This window comes from Telluria sp. ZT3P39 (genome assembly GCF_059685935.1).
Genome location: NZ_JCASIH010000002.1, coordinates 361,906 through 385,453, shown reverse-complemented (window position 1 = coordinate 385,453; position 23,548 = coordinate 361,906). Strand labels below are relative to the sequence as shown.

At 60.6% G+C, this 23,548-nt stretch carries 16 protein-coding genes; 11 read left to right on the top strand and 5 right to left on the bottom strand.

What is annotated here, in order from left to right; genetic code table 11:
- Positions 1-85 precede the first annotated feature (85 nt).
- The 7 genes from AC56LR_RS03995 to AC56LR_RS03965 all read left to right on the top strand — a co-directional run bounded on the left by AC56LR_RS03995 (position 86) and on the right by AC56LR_RS03965 (position 13,530).
- Entirely contained in the window at positions 86-4,996 is a 4,911-nt protein-coding gene (locus AC56LR_RS03995) for a hypothetical protein (protein WP_497127705.1), read from the top strand.
- A 637-nt stretch (positions 4,997-5,633) separates the two neighbouring features.
- Positions 5,634-6,767: an FMN-dependent L-lactate dehydrogenase LldD gene (gene lldD, locus AC56LR_RS03990; protein ID WP_497127703.1), complete on the top strand. Its 1,134-nt coding sequence runs from the start codon at positions 5,634-5,636 to the stop codon at positions 6,765-6,767.
- 225 nt (positions 6,768-6,992) lie between these two features.
- Positions 6,993-8,147, top strand: a complete 1,155-nt coding sequence (locus AC56LR_RS03985) for a TRAP transporter substrate-binding protein (protein WP_497127701.1) — start codon at positions 6,993-6,995, stop codon at positions 8,145-8,147.
- Positions 8,148-8,223: 76 nt separating this feature from the next.
- Positions 8,224-8,808, top strand: a complete 585-nt coding sequence (locus AC56LR_RS03980; RefSeq protein WP_497127699.1) for a TRAP transporter small permease subunit — start codon at positions 8,224-8,226, stop codon at positions 8,806-8,808.
- Positions 8,805-10,739: a TRAP transporter large permease gene (locus AC56LR_RS03975; RefSeq protein WP_497127697.1), complete on the top strand. Its 1,935-nt coding sequence runs from the start codon at positions 8,805-8,807 to the stop codon at positions 10,737-10,739. The genes AC56LR_RS03980 and AC56LR_RS03975 overlap by 4 nt, the downstream gene beginning before the upstream one ends.
- A gap of 351 nt (positions 10,740-11,090) precedes the next feature.
- The gene (locus AC56LR_RS03970; RefSeq protein WP_497127695.1) at positions 11,091-11,738 is read left to right on the top strand and encodes a YitT family protein; all 648 of its coding nucleotides are present in this window, start codon (positions 11,091-11,093) and stop codon (positions 11,736-11,738) included.
- Positions 11,739-11,835: 97 nt separating this feature from the next.
- On the top strand, positions 11,836-13,530 hold the full coding sequence (locus tag AC56LR_RS03965) for a diguanylate cyclase domain-containing protein (protein ID WP_497127693.1): 1,695 nt from the start codon (positions 11,836-11,838) through the stop codon (positions 13,528-13,530).
- Positions 13,531-13,576: 46 nt separating this feature from the next.
- On the opposite strand, the gene AC56LR_RS03960 is transcribed toward AC56LR_RS03965, so the two are convergent.
- Entirely contained in the window at positions 13,577-14,911 is a 1,335-nt protein-coding gene (locus AC56LR_RS03960; protein ID WP_497127691.1) for an alpha-amylase family glycosyl hydrolase, read from the bottom strand.
- Between the two features lie 195 nt (positions 14,912-15,106).
- On the opposite strand from AC56LR_RS03960, the gene AC56LR_RS03955 reads away from it, so the two are divergent.
- Positions 15,107-16,108, top strand: coding sequence for a porin (locus tag AC56LR_RS03955; protein ID WP_497127689.1), 1,002 nt, complete (start codon positions 15,107-15,109; stop codon positions 16,106-16,108).
- Between the two features lie 98 nt (positions 16,109-16,206).
- A complete protein-coding gene (locus tag AC56LR_RS03950) occupies positions 16,207-16,644 on the top strand; it encodes a hypothetical protein (RefSeq protein WP_497127687.1) in 438 nt (145 codons plus the stop codon).
- A 67-nt stretch (positions 16,645-16,711) separates the two neighbouring features.
- Here AC56LR_RS03950 and AC56LR_RS03945 read toward each other — a convergent pair whose 3' ends face one another.
- Both AC56LR_RS03945 and AC56LR_RS03940 read right to left on the bottom strand, forming a co-directional pair.
- Positions 16,712-17,728, bottom strand: a complete 1,017-nt coding sequence (locus tag AC56LR_RS03945; protein WP_497127685.1) for a sulfate ABC transporter substrate-binding protein — start codon at positions 17,726-17,728, stop codon at positions 16,712-16,714.
- 125 nt (positions 17,729-17,853) lie between these two features.
- Positions 17,854-18,066 (bottom strand): hypothetical protein, encoded by a 213-nt coding sequence (locus AC56LR_RS03940; RefSeq protein WP_497127683.1) that lies wholly within the window; start codon positions 18,064-18,066, stop codon positions 17,854-17,856.
- 140 nt (positions 18,067-18,206) lie between these two features.
- Here AC56LR_RS03940 and AC56LR_RS03935 point away from each other — a divergent pair, with 140 nt between their 5' ends.
- Positions 18,207-18,959, top strand: coding sequence for a phosphatase PAP2 family protein (locus AC56LR_RS03935; RefSeq protein ID WP_497127681.1), 753 nt, complete (start codon positions 18,207-18,209; stop codon positions 18,957-18,959).
- A gap of 17 nt (positions 18,960-18,976) precedes the next feature.
- Entirely contained in the window at positions 18,977-19,813 is an 837-nt protein-coding gene (locus AC56LR_RS03930) for a metallophosphoesterase family protein (protein WP_497127679.1), read from the top strand.
- 156 nt (positions 19,814-19,969) lie between these two features.
- Here the strand turns inward: AC56LR_RS03930 and cls are convergent, their stop codons facing one another.
- Complete coding sequence (gene cls / locus AC56LR_RS03925) at positions 19,970-21,358, bottom strand: cardiolipin synthase (RefSeq protein ID WP_497127677.1); 1,389 nt, start codon at positions 21,356-21,358, stop codon at positions 19,970-19,972.
- The gene (locus AC56LR_RS03920) at positions 21,355-23,484 is read right to left on the bottom strand and encodes a site-specific recombinase (RefSeq protein ID WP_497127674.1); all 2,130 of its coding nucleotides are present in this window, start codon (positions 23,482-23,484) and stop codon (positions 21,355-21,357) included. The genes cls and AC56LR_RS03920 overlap by 4 nt, the downstream gene beginning before the upstream one ends.
- Between the last annotated feature and the right edge of the window lie 64 nt (positions 23,485-23,548).

The window sequence follows — 23,548 nt, the reverse complement described above, 5'->3', positions numbered from 1 at the left end:
CAAAAAATTTCGGTGACACATCTTTGCCATGTACAAATTCCTTAAGTTAACGGTACTCTACATGTTTCCCTAGGGTGCCTTGGTCATGAATGTTACCGGTCTTCCAAATATTTGCCGCAATTTTCCCCCTGCCGCACTCGTAGCGATTGAGCGAGAAAGTCAGTTGGACGCGATCGAACACGCTCTTAAAACGATGCAAGTCGTGTTTATTGAAGGTGAGGAAGGAATCGGCAAAACTACGATTCTTGCGCAATTGATGGAGCGCAGGCCGGAGACGGTGATCGGGCTTTTCATTTCACCTTTGAGTCGCATGTCTTACTCTAAGGACTATTTCAATCTTGCCATTACAGAACAGATCTATTGGCTGTTCGAGGCTAAACGCTTTCCGAGTGATCACGCGTCCTCTTCTGATGTACTGAAATTAATGCTCAGGTTGCAGAAGCATGCTAAGAGCAAACCAATTATATTTGTGATCGATGGTTTGGCCGACATTGATATTGCTGATCGGCAGCGCGTTGTTGATTATCTATTTGAAGATGTTCTTCCATTAGGATTGCGCGAGTTCCGATTTGTAATCTCTGGTGAACTTAAAGAGGTGAACTTGCCTGAGGCGGAACGCCTCCTTATTCAAACCCAACATGTTTTGCCATTCGATCAGCCACAAATTAGAAAGTATTTTTCCGAATTTGAACCTAGCGAATCCGATATCCGCGACTTAAAGCACTTCTCACAAGGACTGCCATTTCGGTTGGAGGTTGCATTGCGTTCAATGCGAACTGGTATTTCCTTAGGTGAAGTCATTGCTCACCGATACGCCGGTGCAAACGATTATTTTGAGATCGACTGGAAGCGGGTAGATGGGGCAGCCAGTGAGCCTCTAAAGATGTTACTAGGGCTGCTCATATTTTCTTCGCGCTCACTGTCTATTGAAGATCTTTCCAAATTGACACAAATCTTGCCCGATGATATTCGAGAACTTTTAGGAAAAACGTATTTCATAAGCGTGAATGAGATCGATCACACGATAAGATTTCGTTCAGAGCCGCAACGCAGGTTTATTGCTAAAAAACTAGAAAGTTTACGAGTTCGAGCTCAAAATATGCTCATCGAAGACTTCTTGTTAAGGCCGTTGGACCGCGATTCACTATCCTTTCTTCCAGAGCAATTAACAGATGCGGGCAAATTTGAGAAAATAATTGAGACTCTTGATAACGAACACTTTCATCGACTTCTTGCCGAGGAAAAAAGCATATCGGTTCTAAAAAATCATGCTGCCATTGGCCGCGAAACTGCGGAGAAGTTGCGTAACGTTGCAAATACGTTCCAATTCTCTATGATGGGATCAGTTTTTATTGAAATCGAAAACTCAGATTCTAGCCGTATGATGGTCCAAGCGCTCCTTACTCTTGGAAAGATCGAGGAGGCGGTGACGATAGCTGGTCAGGCGTCCACAAAAGAGGACCGGTTTGCGCTATTAGCATGTATAGGCCAATACTTGATCGCAAAGAAGTTAAATCTCCCGTCTGAGCTAAAGGAACAGATCGTGGAAGCGTCGAAATATGTAGATTTCAAGGACTTAGGTCGTAAAGCCAGTGTGATAGCCAATGATCTGATTGGGATAGATCCCGACCTTGCAATTGAAATTCTTCATACGTGCGAAAAAGATAAAAATGATGGAAAAGGGCGTGATTTTGCGTTCGCGACTTTACACGCCGCAATGTCTACTTCCAATCTTACGGACGATGCCAGAGAGCGCGCTCAGAAAAAAACACGAGATCGAATAACGGACTCGAAAATAAAGGAATTTGTAGAGGCTGCCGCTGCGGTGTTTGCAAAGTATAGTGCTGTCAGAGTCATTGAAAAGATAGAAACCCTCGGCTTTGAGCACCGGATGTTCTTCGTAGGAGTATGGCTCGAGAATAATTCAAAAAACCAAGATTCTGCCGAAGTTGCGGATTATGCACTGAATCTCATGGTTGAACAGACGGAGTACTTGCCAAAATTAAGTGATTTCATACCGATTGTAGCTATTCTCCCAAATCTGACCGATCGTGCAAAGGCACGCGCTATTCTGGAGACTGTCGAGTCGCAAAAAACAGTAGTTGCGGCAAATGGCACATCCGAATTTTACGTCCGCCTGAAAATGTTGTTCTTGCTGGCGGATGCGGTCGACAGCATTGAGAAGGCGGTGGAGCGTGCAACTGAGATTTTTGCAATTGTGGACGATATGGCTGACATCGGCACAAAGACAACGTGTTTTGCGTGGATTCTCCATTATATGCACGACTGCACGCAGCAGAATATCATCGATACGGAAACTGATTTAACGTCCGCTTCTGCAATGCGGCTGATTGAATGTATAGAAGATCTCTTAGCATCCACCGTTGATCACTACAGTATTACTCGTCAAGCAATTCGCGCCCTTGCTAGAAATTACACCGATAAGGCATTTAGCTTAGCGGGAAGGTTGAACACTTCCGCCTCTCGTAATAAGGCGTTTCGGCATCTTTCACGAGTGATTCTGACTGATCGGTCTTATGCTTCAGGTTATGGCAACGTCATCGATGCGGTCGGCTCGATAACGACTTTGATCGACAAAGATCATGCAGGCATGGACATGTTAGCAAAGCTGCGCGAGAACGATGACTTTGATATTACAAGGCCTCGTGCTCATGAGATCCTCACTTTCTGGAAGAAACTGCTGGGACCTGACGTTCGAATGCTCGCACTCGCATCAACATATGCAATGCTTGCAAAAAATTACCCTAACGTAGCACGAGATCTCAACTTGGACAAAAATCTTTTGCCCTGCTGGGATGAGATGCCTGACGGCGGTTACAAACTAAACGTCGGATTTCAAATCGTCGAGATACTCGCGCCGCATAATTCTGAATTGGCCGAACGGTGGATGGACCAGCTGATGGATGACTATGCCAGTCAGTCGCTGATCTCTCTCGAGATTGAACCGATGATCATGACAAGCATAACGTTGTCAATACGTTCGTTCATAGGTTTGGTAAATGCAAAGGCTGTAGATGAGCGCGTCTTTACAAGGCTGTCAAATCTCGTTAAACGGGTGCCTGGGACGACTGAGCAGATCAAGCTATGGATTGATCTTGCGGTAAAGTGCTGGGCGGCGGGGGATAAGTCAAGGTGCGAAGAAATTACGACTCAATATATTCGGCCCCTTATCGATTCGATTCCTGAGGATCTCGCGTCATGGCGAAGTTATTTAATCACGGAGGCCGCGCCTGCGCTATACATTAGTGCGCCAAACTTGGCCGAAATGTACTTGACGTCACTAGCTAGGGAGGAGCAAGATCTCGCACGGGAGGCGATTTGCCTGGCTTTACACTCTCAGCTTAGCCCTTATGATCCTAAGCCGACGTCATCTGTAGCTGAGTATAGACTGGATTATGCGAGGGCTTTGGATATCGTGTCAGTGATGACGAAGCTAAAGCACGATTCCTCTTTATTGTCGGCCATAGGAACTTTCTGCGACTGTTTGTTATCATCGAAAAACAGAAATATTTTTACTGTCGTTCAGAAGAAGAAATTTACTGATGAACTAAACCGGTTGGTATCGACTGCGCTTCCGGACGTTGAGAATATTACCCACCTCGGTTATCAAATCGCGGCGCGCGCCCGTCTGCTGCGTGTGCAGAGTGAATTCGAAAAAGTAAATCTGCAACAATGGCGCGATTTAAAGAAGCTGGCCGATGATATTCCGAATAAGGCTGATCGAGCAGTTGTCATCTGTATGATAGCGGTCCAGGCTGCGCCTAAAGAAATTGCAATTGCAAAGGTGTGGTTAGCTGAGGCGAAGTCCCTTACTAATGAAATCCCCTCGCTAAAAGATAAAATCGATAGGTATCGGTGGATGAGCGAAATGGTAGGAAAGATCGATGCCGGGTTCTGCCATCTAATGTTAAAAGAGGCTTTTCAACTCGCCGATTCGCTAGAAAAGAAAGAGGATATTGCGGAGAAGCAGAGACGAATTCTTGATATTGCACATCAGATTGACCCGAAGCTTGCTGACGAGTTAGTTGTATTGTTGGATAACGATCCAGCTCGGCATCGTGCTAAACAATTGTCGAGTCATCTAAAAGTTTTGAAGAGTCGGAAAAAGCTTTTCGATAAATCGACGAAGCAAAAAGATGAGCTGAATTTGTCTGATGATGAGTTAATCGAGGTTGCTTGGGGGAATTTTCGCTCGATGTTGGCAGGGCGGTTTAGTGCACGCCATTTAGATGATATGGAGTTTCTCGTTCAACGGGCATCGTGCATCCCATTAATTCAAGCTTTTCCTATTTGGTCGTGGTTTATTGAGAATGTAAATCGGCGGTACCAACACAGCCCGAAGGAATTATCCACGCTCGCGGCTATATTGGACTCGAGTATGTCTGCTGCCGAATTGGCATGCCATTTGGCGGGTCGAACTGGGGCAGGCGTGCAAGGCGACGCGACTACCAGTAACTTATTTCGACATGGGGATCGAGATGCGGCTTTGTCACAGCTAAAGGAATGGGTCAAGGAATTCGTTGTTGATGAAGTGTTGATTAGCGATCCATACTTTGGGCCTGATGAATTTGAAATTCTCAAGATGATCCAGGAAGAAAAGCCTGCCGCGACGATTAAGTTATTATTATGCGAGGACTACATCAAGAAGTATCTCGGGAGCAGTACGCATGAGGAGCTTTTTCGCGATAGATGGAGCGATATTAGTGATGAAGACCCACCGCGGACTGATATAGTGGTGGTAGGGGTTAAGCCGCACGGGGTGCATCCAATCCATGACCGTTGGCTGGTAGCGAATAAAAGCGGTATACGGATCGGCACGTCTATACATTCAATAGGGCTTGGGCGTACGTCGGAAATTTCGAAGATCGCCGAAGGCGAAGTCCAGGCTCGTCGCGAGGAGATCGAGTCATACTTGAGCCGAAAAACGCGTTTTGTCGGGGCAAATCGTGTGAATTACCGTGTCGTTGATATGTAAGGTATATCGATGTTGACTTGCCGGTTCGCCGTCGGTAGGGATATGGCGTGTTACGACTATTTCGCTTTTTGTGAATATTCTACCTGCTCGCATATTCGAAATAGTCCCTGTGCAGCGACTTCGAGTTTTAATGATAAATTATTCGAATGTGGCGATCGTTAATCCTGAGTATGTATTTGGCCGGGAACGTTTTGGTTCATTGGATATTGCCGCTTATGGCGCGCTCATGTGGTGAGTTGCATAGGCGACCTTGAGGTGTTTTTCGTAGTTAGAGTATGGCCGCTCAGCGAGGCAAGTTGAAAAAGGTGAGCAAATAGAAAAGCACGCATACTTCAGTTTTCCCAGTAGCGAATGTACTCTTCGCGCGTTCGGCTCCCGGAAAACGCGAACTCCGGCAAATTTTGATTGTATCTTCGGGAAGGTAAGGCCAGCGACTTACGAACGCACGCCAAGTTCGGGGCCGGCGTCGAGTGTGTCTTCCTTGCACACTTTTGCCAGACGTAGTTCCAGATCCTGAGATGAAGAGTTTATTGACATTTACTTTACGCTCGTTCAGGATGCCAAGGGGAAAGCCCGACTTATGGTTTCGGTCTTCGCGAACTGCAGACTTGCTGACCACCGCTGCACCCTAACGCCCATGATCATCTCCTCCGCCACCGACTTTCGCGAAGCCGCCCGACGCCGGCTCCCACCATTCCTGTTCCACTACCTTGACGGCGGCGCCGGCGCCGAACAGACCCTCCGCGCCAACGTCGACGATCTTCAACAGGTAAAGCTGCGACAAAAGGTATTGCGCGGTTCCTCCCAACTCGACCTCACCACCAGCTGGTTTGGCCAGCACTATTCCCTCCCCATCGCGCTGGCCCCCATCGGCCTGACCGGCATGTTCGCCCGCCGCGGCGAGGTTCAGGCAGTCCGCGCCGCCTGCCACAGGAACATCCCCTTCATCCAGTCCACCGTCTCGGTCTGCCCGCTGTCGGAGGTCGCCGCCCAGGCATCCAAACCCATCTGGTTCCAGCTCTACGTGCTGAAAGACCGCGCCTTCATGCGCGACGTGATGCGCCGCGCCTGGGAGTTGGGCGCGACCACGCTGGTCTTCACGGTCGACATGCCGGTCCCCGGCAACCGCTACCGCGACGCCCATAGCGGCATGAGCGGCCCGAACGGCCCGCTGCGGCGCATGGTGCAGGCGATGCTGCATCCGCGCTGGGCCTGGGACGTCGGCCTGCATGGCCGTCCGCACGACCTCGGGAATATCTCGGCCTACCGCGGCCACGCCACCGGCCTGGAAGACTACATCGGCTGGCTGGGCGAGAACTTTGATCCCGACATCGCCTGGCAAGACCTGCAGTGGATCCGCGACGAGTGGAAGGGCAGCTTGATCCTGAAAGGCATCCTCGACGCCGACGATGCCTACGCCGCACTCGGTTTTGGCGCCGACGGCATCGTGGTCTCCAACCACGGCGGCCGCCAGTTAGACGGCGCCTTGTCCACCGCCCAGGCGCTGCCGTCGATCGCCGACGCGGTGAAAGGCAAGATGACGATCTTCGCCGACGGCGGCGTGCGCACCGGCACCGACGTGTTCCGCATGCTGGCGCTGGGCGCCGATGGCGTGCTGCTCGGGCGCGCTTTCGTCTACGCGCTGGCGGCGCAGGGCCAGGCCGGCGTCGAGCGGCTGCTGGCCATCATGGAGAAGGATCTGCGCACCAACATGGTCCTTACCGGCGCCAAGTCGGTGGAAGAGATCGGCCCCCACTTGCTGGCCCGTTGAGGCGCACCGCTGCGCTGCGCGGGATTGACCCGCAAACATATTCTTGACACAACATTAAAACGATAACATCCTGCGTATGTACTACGTAAGCAATCCGTAAGGAAACAGGCACATTCTCCAAACGGATGTGCGGCGTCGTATCGAGGAGGGTGTTTTCTCGAAGCCAGAATTTGTGCGTGTATCGATTCAGTCCATGTAATTAAAAACTAGACAGGAGACATAAGCATGAAGAAGGGTGATAAAGAGTCGAAGCAGTCGGTTCCTGGCCGGCGTAAGTTCCTGGGCAATGCAGCCGCCGGCACCGCCGGGGCCACGCTGGCCTTCCCGATGATCGCCAGTGCGCAGACGCCCAAGCAGATGCGCTTCCAGAGCACCTGGCCGAGCAAGGACATCTTCCACGAGTACGCGCTGGACTTCGCCAAGAAGGTCAACGACATGACCGGCGGCGAACTGAAAATCGAGGTGCTGCCTGCCGGCGCCGTCGTTCCGGCCTTCGGCCTGCTGGACGCCGTCTCCAAGGGCACGCTCGACGGCGGCCATGGCGTCATGGGCTACAACTACGGCAAGCAAAGCGCCATCGCGCTATGGACCTCGGGCCCGGCCTACGGCATGGATGCCAACATGGTGCTCGCCTGGCACAAGTACGGCGGCGGCAAGGAGCTGCTGGCCGAGCTGTACAACGGCATCGGCGCCAACGTTGTCTCTTTCCTCACCGGCCCGATGCCGACCCAGCCGCTGGGCTGGTTCAAGAAACCGATCAGCAAGGCAGAAGACCTGAAGGGCATGAAGTTCCGCACCAATGGCCTGGCGATCGACCTGTTTACCGCCATGGGCGCGGCGGTCAATGCGCTGCCGGGCGGCGAGATCGTGCCGGCCATGGACCGCGGCCTGCTCGATGGCGCCGAGTTCAACAACGCCAGCTCGGACCGGCTGCTCGGCTTCCCGGACGTCTCGAAGATCTGCATGCTGCAAAGCTTCCACCAGAGTTCCGAAACCTTCGAGATCACCTTCAACAAGGCCAAGTACGCCGCGCTGCCGGCCAAGCTCAAGTCGATCATCGAGAATGCGGTGGAGGCGGCATCGTCCGACATGTCGTGGAAAGCGGTCGACCGCTATTCCAAGGACTACCGCGACATGCAGGCCAAGGACGGCGTCAAGTTCTACAAGACGCCGGACGCGATCCTGCAGCAGCAGTTGGCCATCTGGGACCAGGTGGTGGCCAAGAAGGGCGCCGACAACCCGCTGTTCAAGAAGGTCGAGGCGTCGATGCGCGCCTTTGCCGAGCGCGCGATGAAGTGGGACATGGACACCAACAACCCGCGCCGCATGGCCTACAACCACTACTTCGGTCGCAAGGCGCCGCCGCCAAAGAAGGCGTAAGCACGTCTTGAGCTTCATGCGCGCCACCCCCGTTCAAACCGAGGGTGGCGCTTTCTTGGCGACCGGGAGCAGCTCCATGCAGAACGTTTTGTTTTTCGTCGACCGGGTCAGCAGCTGGGTGGGCCAGGCCTTCTCCTGGCTGATCGTGGCGCTGACCTTCCTCATTACCTGGGAAGTGTTTGCACGCTATGCCCTGAACACGCCCAACCCCTGGGCCTTCGATCTGATGATCATGATGTACGGCGCCGCCTTCATGATGGCGGGCGCCTACACGCTGGCCAAGAACGGCCATGTGCGCGGGGACGTGCTGTACAGCTTCTTCCCGCCGCGCCTGCAGGCCGGGCTGGACCTGCTGCTCTACATCGTCTTCTTCATCCCCGGAGTGGTCGCCCTGTGCTGGGCCGGCTACACCTATGCCGCCGAGTCCTTCGCCATCCGCGAGCACTCCACGCTCACCGCCAACGGCCCGCCGCTGTATCCTTTCAAGATGGTGATTCCTTTCGCCGGCATCCTGCTGCTGCTGCAGGGTCTTGTCGAGATCGTGCGCTGCGTGGTCTGCCTGCGTAACGGCGACTGGCCCGCGCGCGAGCCCGATGTCGAGGAGGTCGACGTCGATAAACTCAAGGCCATGGTGCATGTCGACGAGGGGAGGGCGTCATGAGGAAGGAAATCTGGTTCGGCCTGTCGATCCTGCTGGCGATCGTCGTCGGCCTGTTCATCCTGATGCCGGCGCCCGCCGACATGACCAACGGCCACCTGGGCCTGTTGATGCTGGCGCTGGTGGTGGTGGCCATCATGCTCGGCTTCCCGACCGCCTTTACCCTGATGGGCATGGGCATGATGTTCGCGTGGTTCGCCTTCCACAGCAGTGACCCCAGCCAGGCCACCCAGCTCACGCTCGACCTGATGGTGCAGCGCGCGTATTCAGTGATGGCCAACGACGTGCTGATCTCGATCCCGCTGTTCATCTTCATGGGCTATCTGGTCGAACGCGCCAACCTGATCGAGCGGCTGTTCAAGAGCCTGCACATCGCGATGGCGCGCGTGCCCGGTTCGCTGGCGGTGGCCACCATCGTCACCTGCGCCATCTTCGCCACCGCCACCGGCATCGTCGGCGCGGTGGTCACGCTCATGGGCCTGCTTGCGCTGCCGGCGATGCTCAAGGCCGGCTACAGCACCCAGTTATCGGCCGGTTGCATCACGGCGGGCGGCTGCCTGGGCATCCTGATTCCGCCCTCGGTGCTGCTGATCGTGTATGGCGCCACGGCCGGGGTCTCGGTGGTCAAGCTGTATGCGGGCGCCTTCTTCCCGGGGATCATGCTGGCCGGGCTGTATGTGGCCTATGTGCTGATCGTCGCCAAGCTCAAACCCGCCTGGGCGCCGCCGCTGCCCGCGGCGGAGCGGATCGTCGCGCTGCCGGAATACACGCAGGCCATTCCCGGCGCCTACCACAAGGGCGCGGTGCGCGGCCTGGTCGGCGCGATCAAGGGACCGCTCGCCGCGAACGTGCCGAGCCGCACCCTGATGTCGAACCTGTTCATTGCCTTGCTGCCGGCACTCGCCTTTGCCCTGGTCATGGGCGTGAGCTACCGGCTGGTCACGGCGCCGGAAGCGGCGCCCACCGAACTGGTCGAGATGGGCGCGCAGCAGGACGTCGAGGCATCCAGCAGCGGCGACACCGGTGGCTTGCAGGAGCCGCCCGCGGAGGGCGCCCTGGCCGAGCCGCCAGCCGAGGGCGCGGTCGCCACGCCGCCGACGGTGTCAGCGCCGTCCGCCCCGGCCGGCCCCGAGGCCATGGAGGCTGCGTCGAGCATCCCGGCGCAGGAGCCGCTGGCCAGGACCGCCTCCACCACCTTCTGGATCGTGCTGGCGGTCGGCGCCGCCGCCATGCTCGTCTTCTACATCTTCTTCAGCTTCGCGCGGCTCGAGATCTTCAAGATGCTGCTCGGGTCCTTGTTCCCGCTGGCGATCATGATCCTGGCGGTGTTGGGAAGCATCGTGTTCGGGCTGGCCACGCCCACCGAGGCGGCGGCCATGGGCGCCTTCGGGGGGCTGATCCTGGCGATCGCCTACCGCCGCTTCAACTTCAACCTGCTGCGCGAGTCCGCCCACCTGGCCACCAAGACGACGGCCATGGTGTGCTGGCTGTTCGTCGGCTCGAGCATCTTCTCGGCCGCGTTCGCGCTGCTGGGCGGGCAGGAGATCATCAATGCCTGGGTGCTGGGAATGAATCTGACGCCGGTGCAGTTCATGCTGCTGGCGCAGGTGATCATCTTCCTGCTCGGCTGGCCGCTGGAGTGGACCGAGATCATCGTCATCTTCATGCCGATCTTCGTGCCGCTGCTGGCCCACTTCAATATCGACCCGCTGTTCTTCGGCCTGCTGGTGGCGATGAACCTGCAGACGGCCTTCCTGTCGCCGCCGGTGGCGATGTCGGCCTTCTACCTGAAGGGCGTGGCGCCGCCGCACGTGACCCTGAACCAGATCTTCATGGGCATGCTGCCCTTCATGGGCATCCAGGTCCTGGGCATCATCCTGTTGTATGCCTTCCCGGCGATCGGGTTGTGGCTGCCGGGCGTGCTGTACAAGTAGATCAGCATGAACCCGTAGCGTGGGCAAGTTTCTTGCCCACGCGTTCAACCCGGCCATGAGCAGTATCGCATTCCCACGCCTTCCACCTCTCCCGGTTATTCGTTTCCCGAATGACCGACATATCGTTTCCTCGTCTTACATTGCGCTGCAACATCGGTAATAATAAGCGGCTATACCCAGCAGTACCATCCACGTTCCCGTCTTTTGTTGTCGCAAGTGCTCACTCCGTAATCCGGCAGCTACTCTGAGAACCATGAGGAAAATGAATCACCGTCTCCTGTCCGGCTCGCTATCTTCCCCTTGCGCCACGATCGCCCTGCGTGCGCCGGTCTTGCCTGCAGCGGCGGTGCGATGATGCAAGGCACCTTGCCGTCTTCACGGGTGCAGGCGAACCGTCCGGTGTCCGTCAAGCCGCATTCCTTCCTGGACGATCTCTACGGGATTGCCGTGGGCGTGCTGTTCGTCGTCATGGGCGTCCTGCTGCTGCAGGCCGCGGGGCTGATCACGGGCGGCGTGGCGGGTATTTCGCTGCTGATTTCCTACACCACCGGCTATCCGGTCGGCCTGCTGTTCATGCTCATCAACCTGCCGTTCTTCCTGTTCGGCTACCTGTTCATGGGTGCGCGCTTCACCATCAAGTCGCTCGCGGTCAGCGTGCTCATCATGGCGATGCTCAGGCTCGTGCCCTATGGCCTGGTCATCGGACACGTGAACCCGATGCTGGCAGCCCTCGGCGGCGGCACTTTCTGCGGCATGGGCATCCTGGCCCTGGCGCGTCATGGGGCCGGCGTGGGCGGCACCGGTATCGTCACGCTCTGGCTGCAAAAGAAATACGCGATCAATGCCGGCCGCACCCAGGTGCTGATCGACGCCGTCATCCTGCTGGCGGCGCTGACGCTCGTGACGCCGGAACTGGTCGGCTGGTCGTGCCTGAGCGCGATCGCCATGAGCAGCATGGTCATGGCCTGGCATCGCCCGGGGCGCTACTTCGGTAACTGAGCCGCCTTCAACAATTGATGCTCATTAGTATTTATTTCTAGGCTGGAAGCTAGTTACAATGTGCGACAATTGAACTCCCCGGCTTGATTTTTCGTCCATGACCAGCTTCTTCGGCAAACTGCGGCTGACCAGCCTGATGACCCTGGCGGTGTGTGCGACCGTGGCCCTGACCGTCGCCTTGCAGCTGACGCTGGTCAACCACTTCGCCGTGCGCCAGTCGTCCGAGGAAGCCGAGCTGCGCCTGCAGCAGCTGTCCTGGCAGATGCGCGACTCGCTCAACCGCGTGATCGAGCAGGCCACCGGCGACGCCAGGCTGCTGACCCAGCTGCCGCAGGTGCGGCACGCCAGGAATCCCGAAGAAGCGCGCGCCGTGCTGGAAAGCCTGCAGGGCACCTTTCCCGACTACGCCTGGATCGGCATTGCCGACATCGACGGCGCCGTGACCGCCGCCACCGGCAGCATGCTTGAAGGCGCCAACGTGGGCAAGCGGCCATGGTTCGTGGCCGGCATCCAGGGCGTGCGCGCGACCGATTACCATCCCGCCGTCCTGCTCGAAAAAATCCTGCCCAGGACGCCCGATCCGTGGCGCTTCGTGGACGTGTCCGGCCCCATCGTGGACGGCAAGGGCAAGCCGGTGGGCGTGCTGGGCATGCACCTGAGCTGGGAATGGGCGCGCCGCCATGCGCGCACGCTGCTCACGCCGGCGCTGCGCGAATACGGGGCCGAGATCCTGGTCATCCGCGACGACGGCACCGTCATGCTGGGGCCCCAGTCGCTGGTCGAGCACAAGCTCGATACCACCAGCCTGCGCCTGGCGCAGAAGGGCATGACCGGGTCGCTGCGGGAAGTCTGGCCGGACGGCCGTGCCTACCTGACCGGCTACAGCCAGACCGGCGACATCCTCGACCCGGCCTCGCTGCGCTGGACCGTGCTGGTGCGCCAGACCGAGGAAAGGGCGCTGGAAAGCGCGGTCGACCTGAAGGCGCGCATGCTTGGCTGGAGCGCGCTGTTGGGGCTTGTGCTGGCCTGCGCCGCGGTCGTGCTGGCGCGCCGCCTGACGCGCCCGATGGCGGTGCTGCGCGAAGCGATCGAGCGCGTGACGGCGGCCACCGACGCCGGCAAGCAGCCGCCCCCGATTCCCCGGATCGACGGCTTCCTGGAGGCGCAGATCCTGTCGAGCACCATGCGCGACCTGGTGCGCAGCGAAACCAATCACCGCGAAGCCCTGATCGCCCTGAACGAGCGGCTCGAGGCCGCCGTGGCCGAACGCACCGCCGAACTCCAGGCGCTGCTGCTGCGCGACGTGCTCACCGGCCTGCCGAACCGGCGCGCGCTGCTCGAGGCCTTACCCGAGACCATGAGCCGCGCGCGGCGCGTGGAACGTCCGAGTGCGCTGCTGTTCCTCGACATGGATGGCTTCAAGGCCGTCAACGACAACCACGGCCACGAAGAGGGCGACGAGCTGCTGCGCCAGTTCGGCCAGCGCCTGCTGCAGGGCGTGCGCAAGACCGACATGGTGGCGCGCCTGGCCGGCGACGAATTCGTCGTGGTGCTGGAGATGCTGACCGATGCAGCGCACGCCGAAGACACCGCGCGCAAGCTGCTGGTGCGCCTGAAGGAACCCTTCGTGCTGCGCACCGCCACCGTGACGGTGGGCGCCAGCATCGGCGTGGCGCTGCACGCGCCGCAGGACAAGCCGGACCTGGATGCCTGGCTGGCGCGCGCCGACCACGCGATGTATGCGGTCAAGCGCACCGGCAAGAACGGGGTCGCACTGGCGGCATCGGCCTAGGGGGCCGGCTGCCTGGGTCGGGAGGCGACGCTGCAGCTGCCACGCCTCACTTCACGGCCGCATCGATCACATACTCCCACGCCCCCAGCGAGCGTTTGGAACCGCCCCCCGGCAGGCTGTATTGCTGCGTCGCCCCGGTCAGATTGACCGCCACCCGCACCCGGTTGCCATCCTTCTCGCGCCGGAATGCGAACACCTTGTCGTTGCCGGTATCGAGCACCTCGGCCGGCCCGCCATATTGTCCGTTCCACAGCGCGCGGTTGTCGTGCTTGAGCTTGAGCAGCCCCGCGTAGAAGGGCGCCAGCGGATAGCCCTTCCACTCGATCGGGTCCTTCTCGAAGAATTCGATGCGCTTGTCCAGGCCCGCTTCCTGGCCACCGTAGATCAAGGGCATGCCGGGCAGCGTGGCCGCCAGCACCGCCATCGCCTTGAAGGCCGGGCCGTAATGCTCCTTGTCGCTGCCATGCCAGGAGTTCTCGTCGTGGTTGCTGGTAAAGCGCATGCGGTAGGCGTGGTCCGGATAGGCGACCGGCGGCTTTTCCAGCAGCGCGCGCAGGGTTTTGGCGTCGGCCTTGCCCTTGGCGATGTCCTTGAAGATGGTGACCGTGTCCCAGCCATAGGTCATGTCGAAGGCCTTGTTGTGCAGCTCGGGCTGCCAGGCCTCGGCCAGCATGAAGACCGGCTTGATCTTCTCCAGCTCGGCTCTAGCCTGTTCCCAGAAGGCGGTCGGCACCTTGGCCGCGACGTCGCAGCGGAAGCCGTCGATGCCGGCCTCGCGTACCCAGAAGGCCATCGCGTCGCTCATGCCTTTCCACAGGCCGGGCTGCTTCCAGTCCAGGCCCGTCACGTCGGTCCAGTATTCGGGCTCCGCGCCTTCCGTGTAGGTGACCGGGAAGATCTCGCCCTTGGCATCCTTCAGGTACCAGTCCTTGTGCTGGACGGTCCAGGGATTGTCGAAGGCGGTGTGGTTGGCCACCCAGTCGAGGATCACATGCATGCCCAGGCCCTGGGCCTGTTTCACGAGGCGCTTGAAGTCGTCCATCGTGCCGAATTCGGGATTGACGGCGGTGTAGTCGCGCACCGCGTAATAGCTGCCCAGCGTGCCCTTGCGGTTCTTCACGCCGATCGGCTGCACCGGCATCAGCCACAGGACGTCGACACCCATCTTGCGCAGGCGCGGCAGGTGGGCGGCAAACGCGTTGAACGTGCCTTCCCTGGTGTACTGGCGGATGTTGACTTCGTAGATGTTCGCGTTCTTCGACCAGGCCACATGCGCCATCGGCGCGCTCTTGCCGGTCTCCTGGGCCAGCGAGGGCAGGGGCGCCAGCGTGGCGCACAGCGCCAGCGCCAGGGCGGGCAGGGAAAGGGAAGTTGTTTTCATCGGTCTCCTCGAATTTTGTGAAAGCCTCTTGTGCCCGCTCATTCTACGGTGTAGAACAAGCCATGGCTGGGAATGTTCTGCTCGGCCTTGCACGCTGCATCGGTTTTGCCTGCCCGGTGCTGTTTTATGTGCGTTATTAGACAGATCAGTTCGTCGAAGAAGCGGATAACTGAGCTTCAGAGAGGGAATGACGCCATGAAGATGTCCATCGTCGCATGCGCCGTACTCGGAGCGAGTGCGGCTTGCGCCTCGGCCCAGGATGTCGCTGCTGTAGTAGCGAACGCACCTGCCGGGGTAGCCAGAGAAGCTGATTGCACCACCGGGTGCGCGCCGCCTGCTGGAGCCGGCGGCAAGACCGTGGCCGCGCAAAACGCGAGAAATATTCCGAGCGATGCGCCGGCGATCTTCATGCGCGAAACCGCGCAGGAAGCGGAAACCCGGCGCGCAAGCGAAGCCTCCATCCTGACGGTCGGCCGCCAGTACACGCTCGACTACGAGGCGCTGAAGGATGTCGGCGACCCCTTCCACGGCGGCCTGGCCGGCAACGCCACCGGCGCCGCAGGCGCGCGCCGCCTTGAGGACAGCGTCAACTACGAAGGCAGGTACAGCAACTTCATGGCCGGTTCGTCCTGGGGCAAGGGCGACATCGACGGCTCGCCTTCCGGGCGCGCCTGGGGCATGACGGTGGGCTTGAACGCCGGCCCGTTCACGATCCGCGCGGCGCACCAGAACCGCAACGTCGCCAAGATCACCCGCTACGACCAGACCGGCATCAGCATGGCGGCCAAGAATTCCATCATCGCCGCCAACCTGCGGCTCGGCTGGGGCACGGCCTACGCCGCCTACAGCGCCAACCGCGGCTGGGGCAGCTCGCCGCTGTTCAATCCGGATAATCCCTACGGCGCCGGCGTCATTTCCACGACCCTGTCGACCAACAGCCGCGACGTGCTGGCGGGCGTGGCCGTACCGCTGGGCCACGCCACCACGCTGCTGGCGTCCTTCATCCGCAAGAACGACCGCGACCCGGCCAACCGCGACGCGCGCCAACTGGCGATCGGGGCCACCTATGCGGTGTCGCGCCGGATGGATTTCTACGCGGCCTATTCGCACATCCGGCATACCGGCGGCCTGCAGGATGCCGGCATCCGCGCGGGTGGCGGCGGCGCGATCAACGTCGGGATGCGGCGCGGCTTCTGAGCCGCACGCCCTCTGCATCCCCCAGGCGTGCGCGGCGACGCAATGTTGCAAAAAACGGTAGCCTGAGTGCTATGGCTCATTAACGTTTTGGAGGCAACATGACAGGCAGCAGCACACTTGATCCGGACAACTTCCCGGAAGGCCCGGACCGCAGTCTCGGCAAAGGACATGGCATCGGCGCCCTGGGCCCGAGCGATATTTCCGATACCGGCAGCGACGTCGTCGGCGGCCCCGGCTTTGCCGATGCACTCGATCCCGACCAGATTCTCGACTTCGACACCGGCACCACCTCCGACATGGAAGCGAGCCACGCCGACGGCACCGCCGGCCCCGATGTCGGCGACGCCAACTTCTCGGGCGACAGCGACATGGGCGGCACCGGCGAACGCGCCTCGGCCGGGCGCGATACGGTGGCCAAGGACGGCGCCGATATCGACACCGACCAGATCATCAGCATCCCCGACCTGCCGCTGACCGAGGAAGACACCGACTTCCTGTCGAGCCAGCCGCCGGGGCGGGGTGAAGGCCGCAAATAGGATCTATCGGGTCGTTACCGATGGATCTGCCCACCCTGCGGGCTAAGGTGAAGCAAGGTGTGCGACCTTACTTCCCCGGCGCATAAATCTGGTCAAACAGCCCACCGTCCGCAAAGTGGGCCTTCTGCGCCTGCGTCCAGCCACCGAGTTCGGTGATCGGGAACAGCTTGATGTTCGGGAATTGCGACGCGTACTTCTTGGCGAAGCGCTCGGTCACCGGGCGGTAATAGTTCTTGGCGACGATCTCCTGTCCCTCGTCGCTGTACAGGAACTCGAGGTAGGCCTGCGCCACCGGACGGGTGCCGCGCTTGTCCACCGTTTTGTCGACCACGGCCACCGGCGGCTCAGCCAGGATGCTCAGCGAAGGCGCCACGATCTCGAACTTGCCCGGACCCAGTTCGCGCAGGGCGAGCAGGGCTTCGTTTTCCCAGGCCAGCAGGACGTCGCCGATGCCGCGCTCCACGAAGGTGGTGGTGGCGCCGCGCGCGCCCGAATCGAGCACCGGCACGTTCTTGTAGAGCTTGCCCAGGAAATCCTTGGCGCTGGCGGGCGAGCCGCCCGGCTGGCGCAGGGCGTAGCCGTAGGCAGCAAGGTGGTTCCAGCGTGCGCCGCCGGAGGTCTTCGGGTTCGGGGTGATGACGGCAACGCCCGGCTTGACGAGGTCGGCCCAGTCGCGGATGCCTTTCGGGTTGCCCTTGCGGACCAGGAACACGATGGTCGAGGTGTAGGGCGCGCTGCGATGCGCCAGGCGCTGCTGCCAGTTCTGCGCGATCAGGCCTTTTTCGCTGATGGCATCGATGTCATAGGCCAGCGCCAGGGTGACCACGTCGGCCGGCAGGCCGTCGATCACGGCCCGCGCCTGCTTGCCCGAACCGCCGTGCGATTGCTTGACCGTGACGCTGTCGCCGGTCTTGGCTTTCCAGTGGCGGGCAAAGGCGGCGTCGATATCCTGGTAGAGCTCACGGGTCGGGTCGTAGGACACGTTGAGCAGGGTGACGTCCGCGGCAAAGGCTGGGCTTGCAGCAAGCAGCGGTGCCAGCAGCGCGGTTGCGGCCAGCGAGTGCAGGAAAGTTTTGCGGAGCATGTCGTTCTTTCAGAGGGCAGTTTGGAACCTGTAGACTACGGCTCAGTTCCCCCTGAAGGAACGAATTTATTCGCTTAACAATATGCGGATTTTAATTCGTCCGCCAAGCTGCGATCTGGCGTGGTTCAGTGTGCCTTCGACAGGATCAGCAGCCAGCGGCGGAACAGCAGGATTTCCACGTGGCCAGCTTCGATGCCGGTATCGCATTCGATGACCGGGTTCACCGCATAGAAGCGCTTGCGGAAGTCGCGGGTGATCAGGAGTTCACGCTGGCCAATGCGCAGCATAAAAGGGACAGGGGCATATTCCAGGCCGAAGGAGCTGTTCAGAGTGGTCATGTTGCGTTTTCCTTTTATTAAATTCGTTGGAGTAACTAAAGAATAGCATAACTACTGTATGAATCCACAGTTACTGTTCGGATGTACAGTAAAAATTTATTTCTGTAGTTTTTTCGCCAACTGGCCCTATATCGAGGCGTATGCCGACCAAACTCCGCCCCCGACTCCACCGCTTCGCCGCCGACCGCTTCTCGCCCGAAGGCGAATACGGCCTGCACCTGACCCTCGGCATCGCGATGCTGGTCATCGCCACCGCCGTCTTCGCCCAGCTTGCCGGCGCCGTCGTCACCGGCGCGCCGATCACGCAGTTGGATGTGGAAGTGGCCAACTGGCTGCACGCGCATGCCCGCGCCAACGGCGGCCTGCGCCAGTTCCTGATGGCGGTGACGCAGGTGCACAGCACGCCGGGCATCCTGGTGCTGGCGCTCATTGCCGGCGCCTGGCTTGTCCGGCGCGGGCACCGTTACTGGGTGATTACGCTGGCCAGCGCCGTCCCGGGCGGGTTGGTGCTGAACGTGGTGCTGAAGCACACCTTCGCGCGCGCGCGCCCCCAATTCGCCGAGCCCTTGCTGGAACTGACTACCTACAGCTTCCCCAGCGGACATACCATGGCGGCCACGGTGCTGTATGGCTTCATCGCCTGCTATGCATCGCGCCATGCGCGCAGCTGGACGGGCAGGGTGCTGCCCTTCGTGCTGGCGCTGCTCATGGTGGCGACGGTCGCGTTCTCAAGGATGTATCTTGGGGTCCATTATCTGTCCGACGTGCTGGCCGCCGCCGCCGAGGGCTGCGGCTGGCTGGCGATCTGCGTCGCCGGCACCGCCACCTTCAACCGGCGCAGCCGCGCGCGGGCACGGCGCGAAGGGGCGCCGGTCGAGCCCCAGGATATGTGAACCATTGAGGAAAACGGATGCGCACACTCGTACACCTGTCGGACCTGCATTTCGGACGCGTCGACCCTGCGTTGCTCGCGCCCTTGCGCACACTCATCGAGCACATCGACCCGGACGTGCTGGTGGTCTCCGGCGACCTGACCCAGCGCGCCAAGGCCGAGCAGTTCGAGGAAGCGCGGGCCTACCTGGACACCTTGCCGGGGCCGCAGATCATCGTGCCAGGCAACCATGACATCTCGCTGTACAACGTGTTCCGCCGCTTCGTGAAGCCCCTGGAGCGCTACAAGCGCTACATCACCGACGACCTCGACCCGGTGTATATCGACGACGAGATCGCGGTCGTGGGCGTGAACACCGCGCGCTCGCTGACCATCAAGGATGGCCGCGTGAGCCGCGAGCAGCTGGCCGTGATCCGGCAGCAGCTGGCCGGCGTGCCGGCCTCCGTCACGCGCATCGTGGTGGGGCATCATCCCTTCGACTTGCCCGACCACTTCGAGGACCGCGACCTGGTCGACCGGGCGCCGCGGGCGATGAAGGCGTTCGCGGAAAGCGGCGTGGACATCCTGATGGGCGGCCACATGCACGCCAGCCACGCGGGCAGCACGGCCGAGCGCTACCAGATCAGGGAATATGCGGCGCTGGTGATCCAGGCCGGCACGGCAACCTCGACCCGCGGGCGCGGGGAGGTGAATTCATTCAATGTCGTGCGGGTGGAGTCGGAGAAGGTCGAGATCGACCGCTACGGGTGGGATTCGGTGCACGGTCATTTCGAGCTGGTCGATACCGACAAATTTCTGCGCAGCGGGAATGTGTGGACGGCGCATAACGATGGCTTGATGGCGGCGGGCTTGTAGCGGTCGAGTCGACGGGTTCCGTAGGGTGGGCGGGGGCATTTCGGGCAATGCCCGGAATGACAAACGCCCGCGCGTTCAACAATCCTTTGAAAATCACGTTACGGCTTTTCATACGCTGCTTGAACGCGCGGGCGGGAGACCCGCCCACCCTACGAATCAAATCCAATATTCCGCTAACCGCCCCATCCACTCGCGCAGCCGGTCCTTCCACGGCCGGTGCTTCCACTGCTCCAGCGTGATCTCTTTCGAATCGCGCAGATCTTCGCTGAAGGCACTCTCCATCGCCTGTCCGAAGGCGGGGTCGAGCACCACCACGTTCAGTTCATAGTTGTGGATGAAACTGCGGCGGTCGATGTTGGCCGAGCCGATGGTCGACCAGATGCCGTCGATCACCGCGGTCTTCGCATGCAGCACCGCCACCTGCAGCTGGAAGATCTTCACGCCGCCCGCCAGCAGCTGGTCGTAGAAGGCCTGGCCCGCGTACTTGATCAGGTCGTGGTCCGAGACGCCCGGCAGCACCAGCTTGACGTCCACCCCGCGCCGGGCGGCCGCGATCAGGGCGTCGACGATCTGCTGGTCCGGCACGAAATAGGCCGAGGTGATGTGGATCGATTTCTTCGATTCGTTCATCGCGATCATCAGCGACTTGTAGATTTCCGAATCGCGGTCGGGCGTGGTGGCCAGCACGCGCAGCACCTTGTCGCCGACCGGGGCCAGGCGCGGGAAGTAGTCGACCTGGGGCAGCTCGCCCGCATCCTGGCGCACCCAGTTGTCGATGAAGGCCCACTGCAGCGTGGCCACGGCCGGGCCCTCGATGCGGATATGGGTGTCGCGCCAGCCGACCTGTTTGCTGTCGGCCGTGCCGGCCTTCTTCTTCGAACGGAACAGCGAGCTGTTGGCATAGGTCTCGCTGATGTTGATGCCGCCGGTGAAGCCGACCTTGCCGTCGACGATCATGATCTTGCGGTGGTCGCGGTTGTTCAGCTGCCAGTTGCCGGGACGCTTGGTCGGGTCGACCGGGTTGAAGATCAGGACCTTGATGCCGGCCGCGCGCAGGCGCTCGAAGAATTCCTTGGGCGTGGCCAGGGTGCCGACGCCGTCGGCCATGATGTTCACCGCCACGCCCTGGCGCTGCTTCTCGATCAGGACCTCGGCGAATTCGAGGCCGACCGGGTCCTGGTCGAAGATATAGGTTTCCAGGTTGATCGAGCTTTTCGCCTCGCGCGCCGCATTCATCATGTCGCGCATGGTGGCCGGGCCGTCGAACAGCAATGTCACCTTGTTGCCGGGGATGAGCGGGGCGCCCGTGGCCTGTTCCTCCAGCACGGCCAGCTGCTTGAGGTCGGCCGTGGCGTTCGACCAGCGCTTGGACAGCAGCTGCGAAGCCTGCCTGGCGTCGAGCATGCCGCGCTGGGTCGCCACCGTCGGGGTACGCTTGATCGGCGCGTCCGGCAGCGAATCGGCATCGGGCAGCGTCTTGCACGAGGCAAGGGCGCAGACGAAGGCGAGGAAGGCAAGCATTCTGGCCGGGCGTTGGTTGTTCATTTCGTGTCCCTCACGATGAGTTCGCTGCGTTGTTCGATACTTGGAAGAAGGTCTTTTGGACCGAGGAAAAAATCGAGCGGTGCGGCCAGCAGGCGCCGGCCCAGGGCCTGCACCAGCAGGATGCCGCGCTTGAAGCGGATCTTGCGGGCGCGCATGGCGACCCACAGCGCCAGCCCGAAGCTCACACACAGGTTGACGGCGCCGATCAGCGCCACCCCGGCCGCGGCATTGAGCATGGCGTCGGCCGGCAGCTGGTATTCCAGGCCGACCAGGGCGGTGGCGAAATTCGCCGTCGAGAAGGTCACGTGGCGGATGTCGAGGGGCAGGCCCAGCAGGTAGCCGATGGTGCCGGTCATGCCCAGCATGAAACCGAAGAAGAAATTACCCATCAGGCCGCCGAGATTGTCCTCGACATAGTCGGCAAAGCGCCCCAGGCGCGCTTCGCCCATCAGGCGGCGCAGGCCGCGCAGCTGGCGCACGCGCTGGCCCATGCGGGTGTAGAGCGCCTTGTTGTCGTAGTAGCCCGAGATCAGGCCGGCCACGAACAGCCAGATGCCGGCGATCGCCGCGTAGAACAGCGCCGGTCCGCCAAACGGATCGATATCGGCCAGCAGGTGGTGGGCCTTGGCCGGATCGACCATGTGGCGCCCGCTGATGGCCTTGTAGCCGACCGCAATCGCCCAGGCCACCGGGAAGGCCAGCGCCACGTTCCCGAGCACGGCTACGATCTGGGTGCGGAACACCTTGTTGACCAGGATCGCCAGGCTGTCGACGTCGATCCCGCGCCCGTTCTCGGCATTCTGCAGCGAAGCGGCGATGTGCTGGGCCGTCATGGCGGGCTGCTTGGTCGCCACCGTGAAGTGCAGCACGTAGATCAGGATGAAGCCGAGCGAATAGTTCATGCTGAACAGGAAGGCCTCGACCAGCGGCGCGGTGCGCAGGTAGCCCAGCATGATCTTGAACATCGCCATGAAGCCGACGATGAAGCCGGCGCCGGCGGCGGCCGTGAACATGTGGCGCAGGGCGCGCCGGGTTTCGGCGATGTAGTGCTCGCCGGTGCGGCTGGCGTTTTCGGTGACGTTACGCGCCAGCAGGTCGACGTTGGCGCGCATCAGGCCACGCACCTGGTATTTGGTGTTGTGGGCTTCGATCAGTTCTTCGGCCAGGGCGATGGCGGCCAGGCGCCGGTCGCTGGCCACGGTGCCGCCGGCGGTCGCGACCGAGCTGGCCACGGCGTCCAGGTCCACGGTCGGGGCGGAGGGCAGCTCGCCGCTGACGTCCACCAGGTAGAGCAGCTTGTGCAGGCGGTCGATGCTCTGCTGCAGGGCCACCAGCAGGTAGGTCAGCGCCACGCTGGTGCCGCTGCTTCGCGCGCCGCGCCGGATCTTGAGCACCACGTCTTCGCACTGGTCCAGCATCACCAAGAGGTGGCGGGCCGGCTCGGGCTCGCTGCATTTGCCGTCGAGGAAACGGCCGTATTCGTCGAGGTAGTGGTTGACCTCGATGTTCTGCATCAGGAAGGGCGAGTCGAAGTATTCGATCTCGCTGTAGCTGTGCACCAGGCGCGGCTCCAGGCCCAGCGCGCAGACGCGGCAGGACAGGGTGCGGATTGCGTCCAGAATGCCCACCACCGTGACGTAGCGCGCGCGGTCGGGCTGCGTCGGTCCGCCGAGGCGGTCCAGCGGAGGCGGGGCGTCGGCGATCACGTCAAACAGATCCATCCAGTCGGCGTTGGGCACCGCGCGGATCCACTCGTAGTCGTTTTCGGCGTACAAGACCTGGTTGAGCGCGTCCGACAGGTAAAGGTCGTTGAGCGCCGGCGGCAGGAAGCGGTAGGTGATGCGGCGTTTGAGTTCGGTAACGAATCCGTCGTTGGACAGGATGCCGATGTCGCTGTACAGGCTGGTGTGGCGGCGCTTCTCGAGCAGGGTCGTGATGTAGTGGCGCAGCGACCAGGCCTGGTCCGGATTACCCTTGAGCAGCTGGGTCAGCGTACGCACGGCCTGCGCAGGATCGTCCGGTTTTTGCCACACCCAGCGGTGACGCGGGCGCAGGCAATCGACCAGGTCGACCAGCAGGTCAATACGTTCGCTGTCGGGATCGATCCGTTCGAGAATGTCGAGCATAGGCAATGTTGGCCGTGAAAGCCCTAGTGTACGCGAGTCATCAGCCAAACTTGGTACGCCACCG